18 protein-coding genes and 2 pseudogenes are annotated in these 18624 nt (G+C 68.7%); 11 read left to right on the top strand and 9 right to left on the bottom strand.

All coding sequences use genetic code 11. From position 1 onward, the window contains the following. Positions 1 to 74: 74 nt before the first annotated feature. Positions 75 to 1187: pseudogene (locus ACWD0J_RS38395) on the bottom strand (IS110 family transposase); the annotation flags it as partial. A 519-nt stretch (positions 1188 to 1706) separates the two neighbouring features. On the opposite strand from ACWD0J_RS38395, the pseudogene ACWD0J_RS38400 reads away from it, so the two are divergent. Further along, a pseudogene (locus tag ACWD0J_RS38400) lies at positions 1707 to 2481 on the top strand (transposase); the annotation flags it as partial. Between the two features lie 333 nt (positions 2482 to 2814). On the opposite strand, the gene ACWD0J_RS38405 reads toward ACWD0J_RS38400, so the two are convergent. Continuing rightward, positions 2815 to 3102 (bottom strand): hypothetical protein, encoded by a 288-nt coding sequence (locus tag ACWD0J_RS38405; protein WP_451500504.1) that lies wholly within the window; start codon positions 3100 to 3102, stop codon positions 2815 to 2817. Between the two features lie 47 nt (positions 3103 to 3149). Here ACWD0J_RS38405 and ACWD0J_RS38410 point away from each other — a divergent pair, with 47 nt between their 5' ends. Then, positions 3150 to 4181, top strand: coding sequence for a nucleotide kinase domain-containing protein (locus tag ACWD0J_RS38410; protein WP_451500505.1), 1032 nt, complete (start codon positions 3150 to 3152; stop codon positions 4179 to 4181). 41 nt (positions 4182 to 4222) lie between these two features. Here ACWD0J_RS38410 and ACWD0J_RS38415 read toward each other — a convergent pair whose 3' ends face one another. Genes ACWD0J_RS38415 through ACWD0J_RS38430 form a run of 4 tightly spaced genes read right to left on the bottom strand, consistent with a single transcriptional unit; the run spans position 4223 to position 6609 of the window. Continuing rightward, positions 4223 to 5011, bottom strand: coding sequence for a hypothetical protein (locus tag ACWD0J_RS38415; protein WP_451500506.1), 789 nt, complete (start codon positions 5009 to 5011; stop codon positions 4223 to 4225). Positions 5012 to 5051: 40 nt separating this feature from the next. Next, positions 5052 to 5948 carry an ImmA/IrrE family metallo-endopeptidase gene (locus ACWD0J_RS38420; RefSeq protein WP_451500507.1) on the bottom strand — a complete coding sequence of 299 codons (897 nt, stop codon included), beginning with the start codon at positions 5946 to 5948 and terminating at the stop codon, positions 5052 to 5054. Then, positions 5945 to 6352 (bottom strand): helix-turn-helix domain-containing protein, encoded by a 408-nt coding sequence (locus ACWD0J_RS38425; RefSeq protein ID WP_451500508.1) that lies wholly within the window; start codon positions 6350 to 6352, stop codon positions 5945 to 5947. The genes ACWD0J_RS38420 and ACWD0J_RS38425 overlap by 4 nt, the downstream gene beginning before the upstream one ends. A gap of 2 nt (positions 6353 to 6354) precedes the next feature. Further along, a complete protein-coding gene (locus ACWD0J_RS38430; RefSeq protein WP_451500509.1) occupies positions 6355 to 6609 on the bottom strand; it encodes a phosphopantetheine-binding protein in 255 nt (84 codons plus the stop codon). 117 nt (positions 6610 to 6726) lie between these two features. On the opposite strand from ACWD0J_RS38430, the gene ACWD0J_RS38435 reads away from it, so the two are divergent. From ACWD0J_RS38435 to ACWD0J_RS38450, 4 genes are all read left to right on the top strand, one after another. Then, the gene (locus tag ACWD0J_RS38435; RefSeq protein ID WP_451500510.1) at positions 6727 to 7611 is read left to right on the top strand and encodes a MazG nucleotide pyrophosphohydrolase domain-containing protein; all 885 of its coding nucleotides are present in this window, start codon (positions 6727 to 6729) and stop codon (positions 7609 to 7611) included. Between the two features lie 594 nt (positions 7612 to 8205). Then, positions 8206 to 9753, top strand: a complete 1548-nt coding sequence (locus ACWD0J_RS38440) for an NACHT N-terminal helical domain 7-containing protein (protein WP_451500511.1) — start codon at positions 8206 to 8208, stop codon at positions 9751 to 9753. Positions 9754 to 9756: 3 nt separating this feature from the next. Further along, positions 9757 to 11262: a hypothetical protein gene (locus ACWD0J_RS38445; protein ID WP_451500512.1), complete on the top strand. Its 1506-nt coding sequence runs from the start codon at positions 9757 to 9759 to the stop codon at positions 11260 to 11262. Beyond that, positions 11262 to 11897 (top strand): hypothetical protein, encoded by a 636-nt coding sequence (locus ACWD0J_RS38450; RefSeq protein ID WP_451500513.1) that lies wholly within the window; start codon positions 11262 to 11264, stop codon positions 11895 to 11897. The genes ACWD0J_RS38445 and ACWD0J_RS38450 overlap by 1 nt, the downstream gene beginning before the upstream one ends. Before the next feature lie 169 nt (positions 11898 to 12066). Here the strand turns inward: ACWD0J_RS38450 and ACWD0J_RS38455 are convergent, their stop codons facing one another. The 3 genes from ACWD0J_RS38455 to ACWD0J_RS38465 are packed head-to-tail and all read right to left on the bottom strand — an operon-like array spanning position 12067 to position 13531. Next, positions 12067 to 12348, bottom strand: a complete 282-nt coding sequence (locus ACWD0J_RS38455; protein ID WP_451500514.1) for a hypothetical protein — start codon at positions 12346 to 12348, stop codon at positions 12067 to 12069. A gap of 14 nt (positions 12349 to 12362) precedes the next feature. Beyond that, positions 12363 to 13235 carry an IS3 family transposase gene (locus ACWD0J_RS38460; RefSeq protein ID WP_451500515.1) on the bottom strand — a complete coding sequence of 291 codons (873 nt, stop codon included), beginning with the start codon at positions 13233 to 13235 and terminating at the stop codon, positions 12363 to 12365. Beyond that, positions 13232 to 13531 (bottom strand): transposase, encoded by a 300-nt coding sequence (locus tag ACWD0J_RS38465; RefSeq protein ID WP_451500516.1) that lies wholly within the window; start codon positions 13529 to 13531, stop codon positions 13232 to 13234. The genes ACWD0J_RS38460 and ACWD0J_RS38465 overlap by 4 nt, the downstream gene beginning before the upstream one ends. Positions 13532 to 13771: 240 nt before the next feature. On the opposite strand from ACWD0J_RS38465, the gene ACWD0J_RS38470 reads away from it, so the two are divergent. From ACWD0J_RS38470 to ACWD0J_RS38490, 5 genes are all read left to right on the top strand, one after another. Next, the gene (locus ACWD0J_RS38470) at positions 13772 to 14986 is read left to right on the top strand and encodes a HEPN-associated N-terminal domain-containing protein (protein ID WP_451500517.1); all 1215 of its coding nucleotides are present in this window, start codon (positions 13772 to 13774) and stop codon (positions 14984 to 14986) included. A 269-nt stretch (positions 14987 to 15255) separates the two neighbouring features. Beyond that, positions 15256 to 15855 (top strand): hypothetical protein, encoded by a 600-nt coding sequence (locus ACWD0J_RS38475; RefSeq protein ID WP_451500518.1) that lies wholly within the window; start codon positions 15256 to 15258, stop codon positions 15853 to 15855. A 284-nt stretch (positions 15856 to 16139) separates the two neighbouring features. Beyond that, positions 16140 to 16862: a hypothetical protein gene (locus ACWD0J_RS38480; RefSeq protein WP_451500519.1), complete on the top strand. Its 723-nt coding sequence runs from the start codon at positions 16140 to 16142 to the stop codon at positions 16860 to 16862. Positions 16863 to 16991: 129 nt separating this feature from the next. Then, positions 16992 to 17399 carry a hypothetical protein gene (locus ACWD0J_RS38485; RefSeq protein WP_451500520.1) on the top strand — a complete coding sequence of 136 codons (408 nt, stop codon included), beginning with the start codon at positions 16992 to 16994 and terminating at the stop codon, positions 17397 to 17399. Between the two features lie 216 nt (positions 17400 to 17615). After that, entirely contained in the window at positions 17616 to 18509 is an 894-nt protein-coding gene (locus ACWD0J_RS38490) for a DUF6615 family protein (protein ID WP_451500521.1), read from the top strand. Positions 18510 to 18624 lie beyond the last annotated feature (115 nt).

Consider the following 18624-nt stretch of genomic DNA (forward strand, 5'->3'; position numbering starts at 1 on the left):
CAGAACGGCAAGAGCCGTGTAACGGGAGACTGTTACGCACGGATCTGTGAGAGCCGAGGGGTGAGATTCCCCTCGGCTACTCGGCGGGTTTTGCCGCGGGCGCGTTGCTTGTCGTAGTAGGTGCGGGAGGCGGGATCGGCGTTCATGCAGGCGAAGGCGGAGAGGAACATGGCGCGTTTGAGCTGGCGGTTGCCGCCTCGGGGCGCGTGTTCGCCGTGGATGGAAGTGCCCGACGACTTCGTGGTCGGGGCGAGTCCGGCGTAGGAGGCGAGGTGGGCGGCGCTCGGGAAGCTGGTGCCGTCGCCGACGGTGACCAGCAGGACGGCGGCGGTCCTGACGCCGACGCCGGGCATCGACGTCAGGACCGGGGAAAGAGGGTGGGCCTCCAGCAGGGCGTTGATCTGGGTTTCCAGGGCCTGGCGTTGTTCGTGGACAGCGGCGAGAGAGCGGGCCAGGGAGGGCACGACGATGTCGAGGGTGCCGGTCCCCGGGACCACGACGGTCTGCTCGTCCAACGCCTCGAAGACATCGTCGATCAGCCGCTGGGCCATGCGCGGGGCCTTGGGCCGGATGAGCTCGACGAGCCTGCGGCGGCCGGCTTTGCGCAGGGCGGCCGGGGAGCCGTAGCGCTCCAGCAACCAGGTGATTGCCTGGTGGTCGAGGCGGGGGCCCAGGACGCGCTCCAGCGACGGGTGGAACTGGGTGAGCAGGCCGCGTATGCGGTTGGAGGTGCGGGTGGCCTCGGCCGCGAGGTCCTGGTCGAAGCCGACGAGGACCGTGAGTTCGGCGGTGATCTCGTCGGTGAGCTCCAGGGAGCGCAGGGTGTGCGGCATCGTCCGGGCGGCGTCTGCGATCACCGCGGCGTCCTTCGCGTCGGTCTTCGCCTCGCCCGGGTAGAGGTCGGCGATCCGCCGCATCGCGAGTCCGGGCAGGTAGGCGACCTTGCAGCCGGCGTCCCGGGCGACCGTCAGAGGGAGGGCTCCGATCGAGGCGGGCTGGTCCACGATCACCAGTACGGTGCCGAACTTGGCGGTCAGCTTGTCGAAGACGGCCCGCAGTTTCGGCTCGCTGTTGGGCAGCTGCTTGTCGAAGACCTTCTTCCCGGCCGGAGTCAGCCCGTGCCCGTGGTGAGTGGTTTTGCCGACGTCCAGGCCGAGGAACACGCCCACGTCTTCGGTGTCGAACATCGCGCCCTTCCAGGAGAGTTGAACGTGCCGGCCTTGGCATTGGTGTCGTACGCGCGCATCCACGTTATGCAGACCTGCCGCCCGCGAGCTGTCCGGCATTGCGCCGGACCGGGCGGTGGCCGGACCTCTGATCAGCGTCTCCGACGGCACCTCCCGGGCCCGGTGACACCACCCCCCAGGTCATGCCTTCGACAGGGGGACACAGTCATGCCGGGCCCGGAGGCCAGCGGCCCTCTTGCAGGACCGCGAAGAACATAACGGGGGGGACCCCGGCCACCCGCCGTGCACAGCGCACGGCGGCACACGCCTCGGTGAACCTGGTGGTCAGGATGACGCGGATCCTGCCCCGCTTGTCAATCCCCTCCCCTCGAATCGTGGAGACCTTCCTATGCAGCCAGCCCCTCACCGAGGCTGGCCCAGTAGTCGTGTTCGTAGTCGATCGGGCTCTTGAAGCCGCACACGCTGTGTAGCCGACGGCAGCTCCGCATGACCTACCGCACCGTCAAGCGGTACGCCGACGCCACCCGCACCCGCACCAGCAACCGGATACGCGGCCTGCTCACCCAGTTCCACCCCTCGCTGGAACGCGTCCTGGGCCCCCGCCTCGACCACCAGGCCCCTCACTTGGCTGCTGGAGCGCTACGGCTCCCCGGCCGCCCTGCGCAGGGCCGGTCGCCGCAGACTCGTGGAGCTGATCCGACCGAAAGCCCCCCGCATGGCCACCCGGCTGATCGACGACGTCTTCGACGCGCTCGACGAACAGACCGTCGTCGTCCCCGGCACCGGCACCCTCGACATCATCCCCTCCCTGGCCGCCTCCCTGGCCGCCGTCCACACCCAACGCCGGGCAATGGAAGCCCAGATCAACGCCCTGCTGGAGGCGCACCCTCTTTCCCCGGTCCTGACGTCGATGCCCGGCGTCGGCGTCAGGACCGCCGCCGTCCTGCTGGTCACCGTCGGCGACGGCACCAGCTTCCCCACCGCCGCCCACCTGGCCTCCTACGCCGGCCTCGCCCCGACCACGAAGTCGTCCGGGACCTCGATCCACGGTGAACACGCGCCACGGGGCGGAAACCGCCAGCTCAAACGGGCGATGTTCCTGTCCGCCTTCGCCTGCATGAACGCCGCCCCGGCCTCCCGCGCCTACTACGACAAGCAACGCGCCCGCGGCAAGACCCACACCCAGGCACTCCTCCGCCTCGCCCGCCAACGCATCAGCGTCCTGTTCGCCATGCTCCGAGACGGCACCTTCTACGAATCCCGCCCGCCCGCAGACGTTGAGCTCGCCGCATAACCCCAGCAAGACCGAATCATCCCAAACCCGACAGGGGTGCCTTGACGAAGGACATAGAGGCACCCCCCCCCCGCGATTCCGCAGCAGACGGCGACGCGAGGCAGGAACGACCATGTCCTCTCGCCCGGTACCGGCATCGCGCCCCCCGGAGCACACCAGGAGTCGAGCGCGCCGTCCTGCAATGCCATCCAGCCCTGTCCTCGGCGACGGCGCTGGGGGAGCCCGAGCAACCGCCCAGGAGGGACGGCGCACACAGCCGTGACCCTAGGACCGTCGGCGGCGTTGACCGGGGTACCGAAGGCGCCCGCGCGAGTGGCCGGGACCGACGCGCCGTCACCTCCTGGCGCGGGTGCGTCCGGGAGAGCGCACGGAGGGCAGGTCGTCCCGTGCGTTGTCCGCTTCTAGGGCGTCGGCGGGCATCTGGCGATAGGAGTGGAGGAGTTCGGCTATGACGGTGGGACGAACCTCGGCCGCCGTCACGAGCGCGGCCAGAACCTGTGAACGCGATGTCTGCTCCCCGGCCGCGGCCGCGGCCCGGACCAGGACGTCCAGCCTCGTGTCCACGTCCTCCGGCCAGCCGACCAGCGTCTTGCGTCGAGGACCTTGCCACAGCAATTCCACACGTCCCCCTCGCTGACACCTATCTATATTGAATATATATTGAGCCCATGGTGACGGTGCTGCAAGAGCGTGCAGAGCAGGGGATCTTAGATCGCGGCCCTGCGAGGAAGATCCGTGTGGCAGGTCGCACGCTGACGGTGACGCCGGTGTTCGACACCTACTGGCGTTTCGCCGCGGCGCGGCAGAAGGTCTACGAGGCACGCCTTGCCGGGGGAGCGGGACCTTTCACGGACGACTCGATCCTGCAGCGGTACCGCTTCACCAACTGCTTCCGGGCCGCCGACCGGGTCAGCCAGGATCTCATCGGCGGCGTGATCTACCGGGGCGAGCAGACGTGGGAAGAAGTCTTCTTCCGGACCCTCCTGTTCAAGATCTTCAACAAAACCTCGACGTGGCGGCTGCTGAACACCGCGCTGGGAGAGGCGCGGTGGGACACCTACGACTACCGCGCCTTTGACCGGGTGCTCTCCCAGGCCTTCACCGCGGGGCAGCGGTTGTACTCGGCCGCTTACATCGTGCCCCCGCCGCAGCTCGGCGAGGAGCGCAAGCACCAGAACCACCTGCGGCTGCTGGAGATGATGATGACCGCGGACGCGCCGCAGCGGGTGCTGTCCGCGCCGACGCTGCAGGGTGCCTACCGGGTTCTGCTGGGCTTCCCGGCGATCGGGCCGTTCCTGGCCTACCAGTTCGTGATCGACCTCAACTACGCGGCCGAGATGCCGTTTTCGGAGATGGACTTCGTCGTCCCCGGGCCCGGGGCGCGCGACGGCATCCGCAAGTGCTTCGGGCCGGCGGCTGACGGCATCGAGGCGGACGTCATCCGCTACATGGCCGACACCCAGGACGAGCACTTCGCCCGCCTGGGCCTCTCTTTTGCGGGGCTGCGCGGACGCCCGTTGCAGCTGATCGACTGCCAGAACCTGTTCTGTGAGGTCGACAAGTACGCCCGGGTCGCCCACCCGGACATCGCCGGGATCAGCGGCCGTAGCCGCATCAAGCAGACCTACCGGCAGCAGGCCGACGCGATGCCGGCCTGGTTCCCGCCCAAGTGGCAGCTCAACGGCCCGCCCGGACACTGAGCGTGCCGCATGCGACGCCGGTGGTCTTGTGCCGGCTGCCGTTATGCCGTGAGGCGGCTGGTGCCGGTCAGTAAGGGGCGCAGCTGTGTGACGGGGCCGTCCAGCCGGGCGTGGCCGGCCACCACGGTCAGGGTCCCGCAGGCCAGTTCGGCCTGCTGGGCGATGTAGGCCAGCAGGCGGCCCAGGCCGAGATAGTTGCCGTAGGCGCGCTCGAACATGAAGTGGCTGCGGTACAGGACCGCGGCGTGCACCCGCCGGTCGCGGTCCAGCTGGAGGGAGATGTGGCTCAGGCAGGGGAAGCCGATGTAGCTGTTGTCCTTCCCGGCCGTGTGGACCAGCAGATCCGCGCCAGCCTCGTCCGGGTCCGTGGCTGCGGCTATGTCGATCTCGTACGCGGCGGCTACCTTGGTGCCCGCGGCCTGTGCCCGCAGCCGGCTGATAACGGTGCTGAGTTGGTCGATGCCGGTCTTCGACGCCGCAGGGTAGAACACTAGGCGGCCGAAGTACGTGCCGCGGTGGTTGCCCGGGTACCGCTTGATGACTGGATACATCCGTCGGTAGCGCTCGGCGAGGTCATCCGGGCCGGCGCTCCGTGCCGCCAGGGCCGCGGGAAACAGGGTGCTGGCCACGGTCTCCAGCGGCCAGAGCCCGCGAGTGGTGCGCAGCCGGTCGAGTTCGGCGCGGAACACCGGGTCGTCGCTCGTCGGGTCGGCGATGCGCACCACCGTGTGCAGGCCGGTCCGGTCCGGGTTGTCCTTGTGGTCCAGCTTGTTGCAGGCGGCGACCCAGGCCTGGGTGACGTCGCGTTCGGTCACGGTGAAGGTGTGCATCAGTCCTCCTGACACATGGATGTGGTCCGGGGAGTCGGGCTCAGGCGGGCCAGATCTCGTCGACCCCGGCACGCGGGGCTTCGCGCACCACCGTCAGCCGCAGCGCGGCGCCGTGCGTCGGCACCGCGACCTCGATCAAGCCCTGTTCGCCCGGCGGAAGTTCGTCGGTCACCACGGCGCTCGCCAGCGGCGTCGTACCGTCACTGGTCCACGGCTCCACTCCCTTGGGCAGGACGTCGAAGAGCGCGTTGTCCAGGTGCAGCACCAGCACATCGCCCGCGTCGGCGTGCACCGTCTGCCCCGCGGAGGCTGCTGTGATCACGTGCACCTGGGCCTGCCCGGGTAGCGAGGCCCCGCCCGCCAGTGAGCTGCGTAGGTCGGCAGGAGGGATCTTGGACCACTGGCCGGCCCGGCCGGCGTCGAGGAGCCGGAGGTTCACCAGGTGGCGTACCGTCCCGGCGTACGACGTACCCAGTTCGCGCGCCACCCGGTAGACGTGCTCGGGACGCGACGGCCGGCTGCCGCAGATCCGCTCCAGGGCTGCCCGCACCGCCGGCAGGGGCATCAGGAACCATGCTGCGAACGCTTCCGCCGTTTTCTCCTCCTCGGGCCAGCTGCCGTTGCCCCAGCGCAGCGCGGGATCGAGCTCCTCATCGGCCGCGGTGCGATGGCCCAGCCGGTGATGCCCCAGCTCATGCGCGGCCGTGTGCCGCTGGGTGACCGCGTTCAGCGAAGCGTTCAGCATCACGGCTGGTCCCTTGTCGGCGGGGGAGAAGTACACGCCGAACAGCCGGGGCATCGGCTGCGCCATCCCGATCACGTCCGCTGCCCCGAGCGCCCGGTGCACGTGGACGTACTGCGTGCGGTCGATGCCGAGGTCGCGGTGCGCCTGGACGGCGGCGATCGACGCGATCCGGTGTGCCAGGGCCCAGTTCACGCCGTCGGACTCCCGCCCTCGGCGTTCTGATCCTCGCGTTCTGCCGCGCGCCGGAGCGTGAGATACTCGGCGAACTCCAGCACGGTCCTGGCATCCCCGTCGGTGAGCTGGGCCAGCGCTCGCGGCAGACCGGCCAGCGAGTACTCGCTGGCGTCCGCGTCCTTCTCCTCGGCCAGGAAATAGGCGACCGGCTGCCGGTACAGGCGCGCCAGCTTCTTCAGCTCCAGACTGTCCACACGCCGCTCGCCGCGCTCGATGTCGCTGATGGCCGAGCGGGGGATGCCGGTGGAGTCCGAGACGAACTGCTGAGACATGTTCAAGTAGTCGCGGGTCTTCTTCAGCCGTTCACCGAGCCGCACCAGCTCGGGATCGCGGTCACGGCTGTCGGAGGGGGGAGGGGTCATGACTACTGCCTTTCTTCGATCGCGTCCAGGACCGCCGCGGCGAATGCCCGCACCGACCCGGTCGCCTGGGCCGCTTCCCGGTCTGCGGGAATGGCGACGTGGTAACGCTCCTCGATGCGCGTGAGGATCTCGACCACCAAGAGGGAGTCCACGGGCAACTCCCGCCCGCCCTGCTCCAGTTCGGAGCGAAGCTCGCCGGGGGAGACGCCCTCGTACTCGGCGAGGAAGTCGATGACGGCCGAGGTGATGTCGTCCATGCTCGGTGTGCCTGTGTTCGACAACTCTCCCCAATCGTCTGCATATCCAACGGCGCTGTCGTAGCATACGACACACTGTCGGGAAAGCCAACGGGGCTGTCCCAAGATCAGACAGGCGTGCGTGTGGACTTCAAGCGCTACCAGCAAGCGGCCATCAAAACCCTCCAACCCTCCGCAGAGGGCACCGACCCGGTCCTCGTCCCTCTCCTCGGTCTCGCCGGCGAAGTCGGATCCCTGACCACTGCCTACAAGAAATTCCTGCGCGACGGACCTGCCTTCGAACAGGGAAAACACCAGTTACGCGAAGAACTCGGCGACGTCCTGTGGTACATCGCCGCTCTCACCCACCGCTTCGGACTCGACCTCGACGACGTAGCCGCCGCCAACCTGGAGAAGGTCAAAGACCGCTGGCGCACCACCCCCCAAGAGGAGCACACCCCCTTCGACGCCGGCTTCCCCGCCCACGAACAGTTGCCCCGGCAGACCTCACTCACCTTCACGCCCACCAAGACCGACGACGGCCGCACCGTCATCGTCCTCACGCGGGAAGACGGGACCCCCGCCGGTGACCCTCTCACCAGCGCCTCCCACGTCGAAGACGGCTACCGCTTCCACGACATCTTTCACCTCGCCCACGCCACGGTGCTGGGCTGGTCCCCGGTCACCCGCTTCCTGCTGGGCCGCAAACGCAAGAGCGACCCCCGCGCCGACGAAGCCGAAGACGGCGGCCGCGCCATCGCCATCGAGGAAGGCATCTCAGCCCTCGTCTTCTCGTACGCCGCCCGCCACCGCTACCTCGCCGACATCAAGCACATCGACCAGGAACTCCTCGCCACCATCGGTCACATGACCGCCCACCTCGAGGTCAGCATCTGCCGTGCCGCGGACTGGGAACACGCCATCCTCACCGGCTATGCCGCTTGGCGCCAGCTCCGCGATCACAACGGTGGCATCGTCCACCTCGACCTCGACCAGCGCACCCTCACCGTCACCCAGGACTGACACCCCGGCGGTTCGGAACGCCCCGGCCGACGCGTTCCGAACCGCCTCGAACGTGAGCACGCCGGCCGGTGACAGCAAGGCCGAGGAGACACATCCCACAGGCACGCCGAGCGCGGACGATGCGGGCTGGCTCCATGCAGCGGGCTCAAGATGCCGCGTCCTGCGCGTCGTTGCCCGGGTGGTGTGGCTGGACCTGCGTCTGCCGGTGAACGGCCGTGGCAGGACCGGCAGAAGGCGGGGACGGCGGCATGGAAAGCCGTGTGCCGCCGACATCGCGTCCGGCTCGGAGGAGCTGCGCAAGAACGGCGGCGGCTGCCTTCCGGCGTGCGGGCCGTGTGGACCACACCGCGGGCAGCACGACGCCTGCAAACACAAAGAATACGAGGGCCAGCACGAGAGCCGGGACGGGGGCGGTGAGCCAGGACATGCGCACTCCTCGAAGAAGGCTGGGGTTGTGTCGCATCGACCGTGACGGAGGGCAGGCCCGGGCCGGGGTTTCGCTGAAAAGTCCCAAAGCGGACGGCGGTTGGCGCAGGTCACTGCCTACGCTGCCAGAGATCACACTGAATCAGCGTGAACGGCGGGGGTGGGCGCGTGGAGGAGACTTCGGGACCGGTAGCAGTTTTCTGCAAGCTGCTGGGGCGCCTGGTGCGTGAGTGCGGCATCCAGCAAAGCGACCTGGCACGCGCCGTGAACCGCAGCACCGCCGCCATCTCCATGCTGCTCAACGGGCATCGCTCCACCCTGCCTCCCTGGGACGATGTTGCCCGCATCGTGGAGTACTGCCACCAACGGGCAACTACCACCCCGCCGGCCGGACTCGCCTCCGACCTGGCCTACTGGCGCCACCGCCACCGCCACCGCCACCGCGAGGCGGAAACCGACGCCGACCAGGCGCCACGGCCACGAACCGCTAAACCGCCCGCTCTGCCACCCGCCCAGACCATCCCCGACGTCCCCGACGACTTCGTCAGCGCCGTGGGCGTCCTCATCGGAGAAAGGACGGGCTTCGACCGGCTGGCCGCAGAACTACTGGAGCCACTGAAGCTGCACGGTGCCGTCGTCACCGACCTGAACGCTGTGCTGGAAGGATTCGCCGACCGGGTAAGGGCCAGTTGCGGCACCACCCGAACCGCCCTGCTGCGCGCAGCCGAACTGGTCATCCTGGTAACGGCGTTCTGCGAGACCGTGGCCGCCTCCGGCATCCGCTACACGACAGAACTCGGGCACGAGCAGGCCGATCTCACCAGCGACGTGGTGGCCGAACTGGAGCGTGTCACCCTGGGATCGCAGCGGGTGAGGCATCCCGCCGACCTGCGCGCGGAAATCGCCGCCGCCTACGCCTACGCGGCCGACACCGTATGCGACGAAAGCGGCGTAGGCGGCCAGCAGCCGGACAAGCTCGCGCACCGCGCCTGGCGCCGCTACGAAGCCCTGCTGGCCCAGGTGACGTGGGAATGCCCCGAACTGCGCCTGACCTCCGAGACGCAAGACCCGCCCGAAGCCCTGGACCCGTCCGAGCCTGTGACACCGGACGCCTCATCCAGCCGGGGACTCGCCGGGTTGTCGCGGCTGTTGGAGACCTTCGCCCAGGACAACGGCGCCCCTACCCCGGCGCACCAGCAGCAACTCCGTGCCCCTCTGGCCCAGGTCGAGGAGTCGGGCCCGCGCATCCCCGACCTGGAGACCGGCTACATCAACCCCGCCTTTCGCGTGGCCGGCCGCTCAGGTGACCGCGCCCTGGCCCGTGACGACTGGTGGCAAGTCCAGCCGCTGTGGGACGACCTGGAGGACTTCCTCGCAGCCCATCTGCTCACCGAGGACGCCACCCGTGCGCCGCTGCTGATCCTGGGCCATCCCGGATCTGGCAAGTCGCTGCTGACCAAGCTGATCGCCGCCCGGCTGCCCACGGCAGAGTTCTTCTGCCAGCGCGTCGAACTGCGCCACCTGCCCGCAGACCTGGCCGTCCAGGAACAGCTCGAGGAGGCCGTGCTGCGCTCCACCGGCCGCCGCACACCCTGGCCCGACGTCACCGGCCCGAACACAGGCGTCGTCAGAGTCGTCCTCCTGGACGGCTTCGACGAACTGCTCCAGGCTGCGGCCGATCACATGGATCCCGCACGCCACTTCGCCTACCTGTAAAGCGTGCAGCAGTTCCAGCAGCGCGAGGCCGACCAGGCACGCCCCACCATCGTGATCGTCACCAGCCGCACCGTGGTCGCCGACCAGGCCCTGACCCCGCATCCCAGCACCGTCATCCGCCTGGAACCCTTCGACGCTGACCGCATCCGCGGCTGGCTCCACGTCTGGAACACCATCAACCGCCGCTACTTCTTCACCCACGCCCTGCAGCCCCTCACATGGGATGTGGTGGGCCGTCACGAAGAACTCGCCAGCCAGCCGCTGCTGCTACTCATGCTCGCTCTCTACGACGCCTCCGGCAACGCCCTGCACCTGCTGCACGGTGAGGACATCCAACGCCTGGGCCTGCACGAGCGGCTCCTGACCGAGCTCGTGCGCCGCCAGGTGACCAAACACAACGCCCTGCCGGCCGACACCGAAGCCGCCCGCGTCGCACACGAACTGCAGCGCCTGTCCGTCATCGCGATCGGTATGTTCAACCGCCACCGGCAAGGCATCACCGCCACCGACGCCGAAAACGACCTAGGAGCCCTGCTCGACACCGCTCCTGCCGACGCTACGCCACTGCTGTTCGGCCGCTTCTTCTTCATCCACGAAGCCCAGGCAATCGTCACCGGCCACGAACGTAGAGGCTACGAATTCCTGCACGCCACCTTCGGCGAATACCTGCTGACCCGCCTCATCACCGGCGAACTGCGCCAACTCCTGGCCACCACCAGCCCGGACAGCGACCACCCCGTCGACGACGGCCAGCTGTACGCGCTGCTCTCCCACGTCCCGCTCACCGACCGGGCCGAAGTCGTACGCAACACCAGCGAACAACTCACCCGCCTCACCCAGGCACAGCGCGAGCATCTGACCTCGCTGTTGACCAGTCTCTTCAACCAGACGCCCGGCGACACCCACCACCGCACCCACGTGCCTTACCGCCCTGCCCCCACGCACCGCACCCAGCAAGACGCCATCTACAGCGCCAACCTGCTCCTGCTGGCCGTCCTGGCCCACCCCACCCTCCGTGCCTCCACCCTTGTGGGCAGCCGCAACACGGTCGACTGGTGGCGCCGCCACACCCTGCTGTGGCGCTCGCAGTTCAGCGACGGATCCTGGGGCGCCTTCACCCGCGCCCTGGCCGCCGAGCCCTTCACCGATCCCGCCACCGGCCGCAGAGACCTACTGGTGGGGCTGTCCACGCACCAGCCCGAACAAGAACTCGCCTGGACCGTGAACCTCGCCACCCGAGACGACACCACGGCACAGACCTTCCAGCATCTCGACGGCACCGCTCCAGCCGGCCTGTACCGGCCGGCGGCCTTCACCTACGACCTCGGCGCACAGCACGTGCTGCACGCTGTGGCACCGGTCCTGCACCAGATGCCCGCAGCCCTGGAGACCTACCACGGGGTCGACCGCACCCGCAGCCTGTCCCTCGCACATGCGCTGATCTCCCTGCTGTACCGGCCCGCCAACGTTCCCGGGCCGCCCGGCACCCCTACGCCGAACTCCTTCTGATGCTGCGGAGCCTGTCCGGCGACGAGCGCCTGCTGGCCGCGGACATCCTGGGACGCCACCTTCTCCACGCCGCCGCCGACCTGCCCGCAACCACCGTCATCGACATCCTCGACCAGCTGACCACCATCCAGTTCACCAGCGCCGGCGGCCTGTCCGCCCCGACCTGGTTGGTCCTCGCCCAGTGCGTCAGCGACCTCGCCGGACGCCCGGACATCCCGCACGATCAATTGGGCCGGATCACACGCCGCTTCGGCCCCGATGCACCCGCCCTCGATGCCAGCGGCGACCCACTGACCCGACTGCTCTGCCTGTTCACTGAGGCCCAGACCAGCACCATGTGGCACGCTGCAGACCACCCACCGGGCCAGGCCGTGCTCACCGAAGGCATCACCCTGCTGGAGCGCATCCCCCACCCCAGACCGCCCCAAGCCGTGGTCGGCCTGCTCCGCTTGGCCCGCGACCTCGGCGCCGACGACTGGCTCGCCCAACACGCCGAGCCGTTGCTGAAGACACTCACCCATGACGGACTGCACCGCCTGCGCCCCACCGACGTCGACTGGCTGCAGCCCCTCGTACACGACGCGACCCTCCTGGACGAGCTGAACCTCGTCACCCGCCGCTGGCGCCAGCAGTGACAGGCTGGCACAGGTGCACGTGTCCGTTGCTCAGGTCCACCGAACGACTCCCGGCACGGGCCTGCGGGCCTGCGGGCCTGCAGGCCCGCAGGCCCGTGCGCGGGCGCTGTCGTTGGCCGACCGGCGGCGCCACGGCCTCCACTCACCCGGCGGGGCCGCCTCAGCCTCGTCAGCCGCGGTCCGGTGGGGTGGAACGGCCGAACAGGTCGTCGAAGAAGATGGTGCCGGCGGCATTGCCGGAAGGCCCGGTGGCCGTCGAAGCGGCCGGCGGACCCTCAACGATCGTGGCGATCACGGCATCCCAGCAGGAGTGGCACCAGCAGCCCTCTGCCTGCTTTTGCTCCCCGTCGGCACGATCTGCGGCTTCCCTTACGCGCTTGAACGGCTCCCGGCAAGCGCGCACCCACTCGCTCGTCAATTCCCGGTGAGCTTGTGCCGCTTTGACGGACACCCTCGGTGTGGTGGTCAGGCTGCGAGTGCGGTCTCGTATTCGGCGGGACTGCGGTAGCCGAGGCTGCTGTGCAGTCGGGGCAAGTTGTACCAGCCCTCGATGAAGTCGAAGATCGCGGTGCGGGCGGCGGCCCGACTGGGCCAGGTTCCCGTGTCGAGCAACTCCCGTTTGATGGTGCCGAAGAACGACTCGGCGAGCGCGTTGTCCCAGCATTGCCCGGTGCGGCCGACGGACAGGCGGATGCCCAACTCCGTTGTCAGAGCGGCAAATTGTCGACTTGTGTACTGACAGCCGCGATCCGAGTGAAAGATCACCGGACGGGTGGGACGACGCCGGCGGCAGGCAGACCGGAGGGCGTCTGCGCCCAATTCGGTCCGCAGGTGGTCGGCGGTGGACCAGCCGACCACGCGGTGGGAGGCGATGTCGATGACAGTGGCCAGATAAAGCCAGCCCTCGTCGGTGGCAACGTATGTGATGTCACCGCACCAGCGGGTGTCCAGGCCGCCTGGGTCGGGAGCGAAGTCCCGGACGACGAGGTCGGGCCAGACAGCGGCCCGCGGGTCGGGGATCGTCGTCAGCTGCCGTCGCCTGCGGTGCCGGCCCTGCAGTCCGGCAGTGCGCATCAGCCGGGCGATGCGGCGGCGCCCGCAGTCCTCGCCCTGCCGTTGAAGGACGGCGTGGATGCGCGGGACCCCGTAGGTCCCGCGGGACCGATCGTGGACCTCGGCGATCTTCTCGGTCAGCTCGGCGTCGCGGCCCGCTCGCGGGCCGGGCTTGCCGGTGCAGCGGGCGTAGAAGGCGGCTCGGGAGACCTGCAGCAGTTCACACGCGCGCTTGACGTTGTGACCGTCTCGCTTCTCCGCCTCGATGAACGGGTGCACCGTCACCGGGTCTCCTTCGCGAAGAAAGCCGTGGCCCGCTTGAGGACCTCCACGTCCTCCCGCAGCCGGCGGTTCTCCCGCCGCAGCGCGGCCAGTTCCTCGAGTTCGCTGCTGGCCAGGCCATCGCGCTCGCCCGCGCCGGTCTCGGCCTGGCTCACCCACAGCCGCACCGCGGTCTCGGCCAGGTCGAAGTCCTTGGCGATCTGGCCGACCGAGCGGTCACCACGTCGGCACAGCTCGACGATCTCGGCCTTGAACTCCGGCGTAAACGAACGGCGAGGCCGAGGCTTCTTCTTCCCCATGCTCTCCATGATGGACATCCTCCCGGGGCAGAACCCCTGATCTCAGATGTCCGTCAAAGCGGATCAAGCCCACCGGACCGCCGCTGACCGCAGACATCGTGATGTCACCCGGCCAGAGAGAATGACGGATGCGTGATCGTTGAGGGGGCTCTGCCTCACCGCGGCGCACGGCATTCACCCCTTGATGGCCTCGGCCACCGCGAGGCCAGGTGGCATCCGCAGGACGGATACCGTTGGCCCATGGGAGCAGATGAGATAGCGCAAGCGGAGTTGGAGCAGGGATGGAGCTATGGCTACGGCTATGTCTGCGCCGAGTGCGTCGATGACGAGACCCTCGCCCAAAAAATCACAGCAGACGCCATCGAGGACGAGGCCTGCGATTACTGTGCGCGCACGCCGGCCGCCCCCATCGACACCCTTCTGGAAGCCTTCTTCGACGGGCTGCGCACCGAGTACGCCCTGGCGACCGACGAACTTGCCTACTTCGAAGGCGAACTGGTGCCCGTCAAGCGCTGGGACGGTGACGAGCTCGTCGACCTGTATGCGGACGTCCTGCACAGCGAGGAACTGCAGGAGACAGTCCGGGAAGCGGCCCGGCACGACGATGTGTGGGTGGAGCGTGACTTCATCGCCCCCCGCCAGGACGAGGCGCTGCTCGATGGGTGGGAACGTTTCAGTCACCAGGTGATGTATCGGACCCGGCATGTCTTCTGGCTGGCCCCGCCCGACAAGGACGAGCACTATCTCGGCGGTGGCGAGATCCCTGCCGCAGCCATCCTCGAGACACTTGGCGGACTCATCCCCCAGGCGGGCCTCGTCCAGCACATTCCGGCCGGACACCGCCTGTGGCGCGCACGGGCACACGACGACGTCGTACAGCACTGGTCCGCGAGTCTGCTGGGAACCGCGTCGCCTGACCAGGCCCGACAGCCCAACCGGATGAGCCCGGCTGGCATCCCTCTCTTCTACGGAGCCGACAGCCCCGCAACCGCCATCCGGGAAGTGGCCCGGCACGTTCCCGACGACACCGTGCTGGTCACCTACGCCGCGTTCGAGACCACCCGCTCCTGCAGGGTGGTCGACTTCACGCGCCTGGGACCCATCCCTACGATCTTCGACACAGACCGTGCGCATTTGCGGCGTGCACTGATGTTCCTCCACGAATTCGTGACACGCATCAGCGCCGACGCCGACGGCCGTGAGCATCTTGAGTACGTGCCCACGCAGATCGTCACCGAATACCTGCTGCGGGTCTTCGACCGGGAACGACCCGTCGACGGGCTGGTGTTCACCTCCGCCGCCGGCCAGGACGGGCTGTGCGCCGTTCTCGACGTCCCCCAGACACACTGCCTCGATCCCGCCGATCCCCAACCCAGCGAGCGCACCGCCCTGCGTCTGGTCCCTGGCACGCTGCACGCGAACCAGCTCCTGCGGCCCGCGCTTCACTCCGGCTGAACAGCTGCCGCAACTCGGCCGATCCCCGGGCGAGTGCGCGGACACGGATGCAGCAGACGTGCTGGCCCCGGGCAGCATCCGGCCCGCGCGTTACGGATGCCGGAACGGCCAGCCGCTACCCCGGCCCGCCAAGCGCACTCAGGGCGGCGCCGTACAGCCAGGTCGTGGGCATCGCAGAATGTATGAACTCTATGATCGTCCCTTGGACGCAGGCGGGGTGCGGACACGGAATGCCAGACATCCCACCCCGCTCGATGTGAGGGGGACCTGTGGGGCAAACCTGGGCGGCGCTCGCTGTGGCGATCGTCGGTGTCGTCGGCACGCTGGGCGCGGCCCTGCTGACACAGAGCAGAGCCGACCGACTCAAGCGCCACGAACTGCAGGCGACGGCCAGCCAGCAGCGCGAAGAGCGGGCCCACGCCGAGCAGGTTCGGCAGCAGGAAGCACGCGTCGCGGCCCATCGTGAACGGACTGATCTGCGACGGGCCTGCTATATCTCGCTCAACACCACGGCCCGGCAGTACCAGACCGCGCAGATCAACCTGATGCACGCCCTGCGAGCTCGGGACGACGCGGAGATCCAGGTGTGCGCCGAACAACTCGAGGAGCGGCGCCTGGCACTTCGCGACAGCTACGCGGAGGCGCAGATGATCGTGCCCGCGCCCGTGCTGACAGACGCCCGGGCCGCGAGCCGTCAGCTCAACGACACCTATGGCCTGCTGAAAAAAATGCTGGCAGGCGGCCATCCCGGCGACGGTCAACTCGATGCCCTGGAGATCGAGACGGAGATGTCCTGGACGCTGCTGTCAGATCTCCGGGCTGCCATGCGCAGCGATCTCGGTGTGGACGAGGTCTCCGCAGAGCAGTGACGAACGGGTGCCGGGAGCGGGGTTCCTGGGATGCGCCGACTGGCAGACACGAGTCGCGACAACGGGGGAGCCGCCGGGAGCTGTTGGGGGAACAGTTCGCCTTCTCAGTCGCATCCGCCGCCGCTGTCAGACCTGCCCGCTACCCTCCCCAGACATGACTGCCTCCCGCCGCCCGGCACACGAACTGCCCGGCGACCCGGCCCGGTTGCGCCTGGTCTACACGTACGACCATCCCGTCGAGCCCTACGACTTCGAGGACACCCTGGAGCAGTGGCACCGTCTCGGTGCGCCTCTTCCACGCGGAGGAGGAATGCCCCCAGGGGTGCAGCGAGGCCTGCGATCGGGCCATCGAAGAGGGCACGGAGATCGGCTACCTGCACCTGTGCCGACTGCGCGACTACACCTCAGACAACCGATGGGAGGCCGCCGACGCGGAGTCGAGCGATCTGGAATCCATCGCCTCCACCGTCCTCAACCCCCGGACCGGTCAGTACACCGACGCCTTCGACGAGGCCATCGAATGCCCGGTTGGTGACCTGCTGATCCTCGACCGAGTTCTCCTGGACAAGCCGTGGCGCGGCTTCGGACTCGCGCCCGTCCTTGCGGCAGAGGCGATCCGGCGCCTGTCCGGCGGCTGCTGCGCGGTGGCCGCCGAACCTGGCATGGCCGAGTGGCCCGATGACCGGGAGCAGGTGTCCGAGGCTTACCGGCAACAGGCCCGCCGCAAGATCGCTGCATTGTGGGAGAGCATCGGATTCACCCACTTCCAGGAGGGCGTCTACCTGCTGGATCCCGCCTTGCGGCAGCCCGGTGACCTGCTGGCCCAGCGGCGCGAGGCGCTGCACCAGCTCGCGCAGGCCTACAGTCCACAAGTCGTCTCACTCACGATCGTTCCGGAGCCGGAGCCGGAGCCGGAGCCGGAGCCGGAGCCGGAGCCGGAGCCGGAGCCCGCGGCAGCGCGGGGAGCGGCCGCGTCAGACCGGCGGCCGCAGGCCCCGGAGGGCTGACTGGAGACCATCGGGAGCCTGCGCGCCCAGGACACCCTGCTTTACCTGCAGGGCCGCTGCCACCAGGCCGGATGGGACAGCCACGACAAGCGAACAGCGCTGGCCCTGGCCGCCGAAGTGACGAGCGAAATGGATCTGCGAGAGCTGGGCGAGCAGATCCAAGACGTCCACTTCGGGCTGCACAAGGCCTTTGCTGACGCGGTCACCTTCTCCGCCGATTCCTTCGACGTCGGCGCCTTCCGCAAGGACCCCAGCCTGCTCGGGCCGCTGGCGACTGTGTGGGTCTACGGGTCGAACCTGCACGGCACGTACACCGGCCGCTCCCACGGGGTCGGCGAGGCCTGCCAGCACGCGCGGTCGCTGAGCCCGCGCCTGGAACGGATCTCCCTCGCGCAACTGCTGGAACTGGAGGACTTCTGGCAGTGGAACGGCCCCATGTGCTCGTTCTGCAGCGGCTGGTCGGGACAACACTTGACCGAAGAGCAGTACACCCACTACCTGAGCGCCACGGCGGCACCTCGAACGGCCGCCCTTTGAGCGCGCCGTAGCGTCGGTGGAAACCGGGGGAGGAGTTGTTGGTGTCGTTGTGCCTGTGCGGCGAGGAAATCGCTGACCACTTCGTCTTCTGCTCGCACTGCGGCGTGGAGTTGCGCGGGCCGGGGCAGGCAGCCGTCCTCGGCCTCTCCCCGGCGGCCCGTTCGGTGTGCCGGACCCTTCGCGCCTGCGCCACGCGTACCTTCGAGCGGCTGGCGCTTGACCACTTCACCGACTCCGCGTCCGGGGAGGAGATGTACACGCAGCTCAACCTCGGGGATCTGCAGCGCCTGCACAGCGACCGCATCGTCGTGCGCGAGTTCCACCGGCGTCAGGAGGCTCGCAACGGGGCCCGACTGGGAGTGGTGGTTCCACACGGCAGACCGGGGATTCGGGATGCGAGTGCAGGCCAAACGCGCCAAACGCGGCGGCGGATACGACCACGAGCATGTGGTGCGTACCACCGGTGAGCGCCAAAGCGAGCTGCTGGTCCACGATGCACTGGCCGCCGGCTGCCTGCCCGTCTACGTGCTGTACAACCACCGCAATTGGGTGCCGAGGTCACCGATCGGCCAGGTGGTTGAGTGCCGTCACGGCCGCGGCTCGCCGACCCAGCTGGGATGCACCATCGTGTCCGCATTGACTGTGCAAGCCGTCCTTCGGTGCCGGCCGATCAGGGCGTCCTATGTCCGGGACCGGAGCGTGCCGTGGCATCGCGTTCTGTGTGATGCGCCGGATACAGGGCAAAGCGGCCTTGAAGCAGCCCGCCCGGCGGTTGCAGATCTCCACCGTCGCGGGAACGATGACCTGAGAGCTGCGGCTCAGGCCGATGTGGACCGGCTGCACACCTCAACTCGCCGTGACGTTGCGGCCCGTCCCGGGCCGGCGGATAGCGCTGGCGGACCAGCCCGGCGTAGGCGATCGACGCCCGCGGCGGCGGCATGGGGGCGTGAGCCGCTGGATCACCCGGTCTACCCGGGACTGGATGAGCTCGCCGGTCATCCGTTGTCCCAACTGCCCGACCGGGTGAAATCCATGATGTGCGAGCGTGTCTTCGAGCCGCCTGACGCACGCGCGGCCGGAGTGGTGCTGGTGGACCTCGCGGACATCTAGCTGTTCAGGACATCCGCAGCTACTGACCTTCAAAGCGGGGTGTCGTGGGGGCTGACAGTTGATGATCCCGGCGGTATGCCGTCTGTATGAGGTACGCGCAGGGTGGCGGGCTGAC

The sequence above is a fragment of the Streptomyces sp. NPDC003011 genome (assembly GCF_053591515.1).

What these genes read in the sequence shown, in the direction of transcription:
- ACWD0J_RS38410 (WP_451500505.1), top strand. Translation starts at nt 3,150, where the DNA reads ATGGTGACGGTGCTGCAAGAGCGTGCAGAGCAGGGGATCTTAGATCGC.
- ACWD0J_RS38415 (WP_451500506.1), bottom strand. Translation starts at nt 5,011, where the DNA reads ATGCACACCTTCACCGTGACCGAACGCGACGTCACCCAGGCCTGGGTC.
- ACWD0J_RS38425 (WP_451500508.1), bottom strand. Translation starts at nt 6,352, where the DNA reads ATGACCCCTCCCCCCTCCGACAGCCGTGACCGCGATCCCGAGCTGGTG.
- ACWD0J_RS38430 (WP_451500509.1), bottom strand. Translation starts at nt 6,609, where the DNA reads ATGGACGACATCACCTCGGCCGTCATCGACTTCCTCGCCGAGTACGAG.
- ACWD0J_RS38450 (WP_451500513.1), top strand. Translation starts at nt 11,262, where the DNA reads ATGCTGCGGAGCCTGTCCGGCGACGAGCGCCTGCTGGCCGCGGACATC.
- ACWD0J_RS38465 (WP_451500516.1), bottom strand. Translation starts at nt 13,531, where the DNA reads ATGGGGAAGAAGAAGCCTCGGCCTCGCCGTTCGTTTACGCCGGAGTTC.
- ACWD0J_RS38470 (WP_451500517.1), top strand. Translation starts at nt 13,772, where the DNA reads ATGGGAGCAGATGAGATAGCGCAAGCGGAGTTGGAGCAGGGATGGAGC.
- ACWD0J_RS38485 (WP_451500520.1), top strand. Translation starts at nt 16,992, where the DNA reads ATGGATCTGCGAGAGCTGGGCGAGCAGATCCAAGACGTCCACTTCGGG.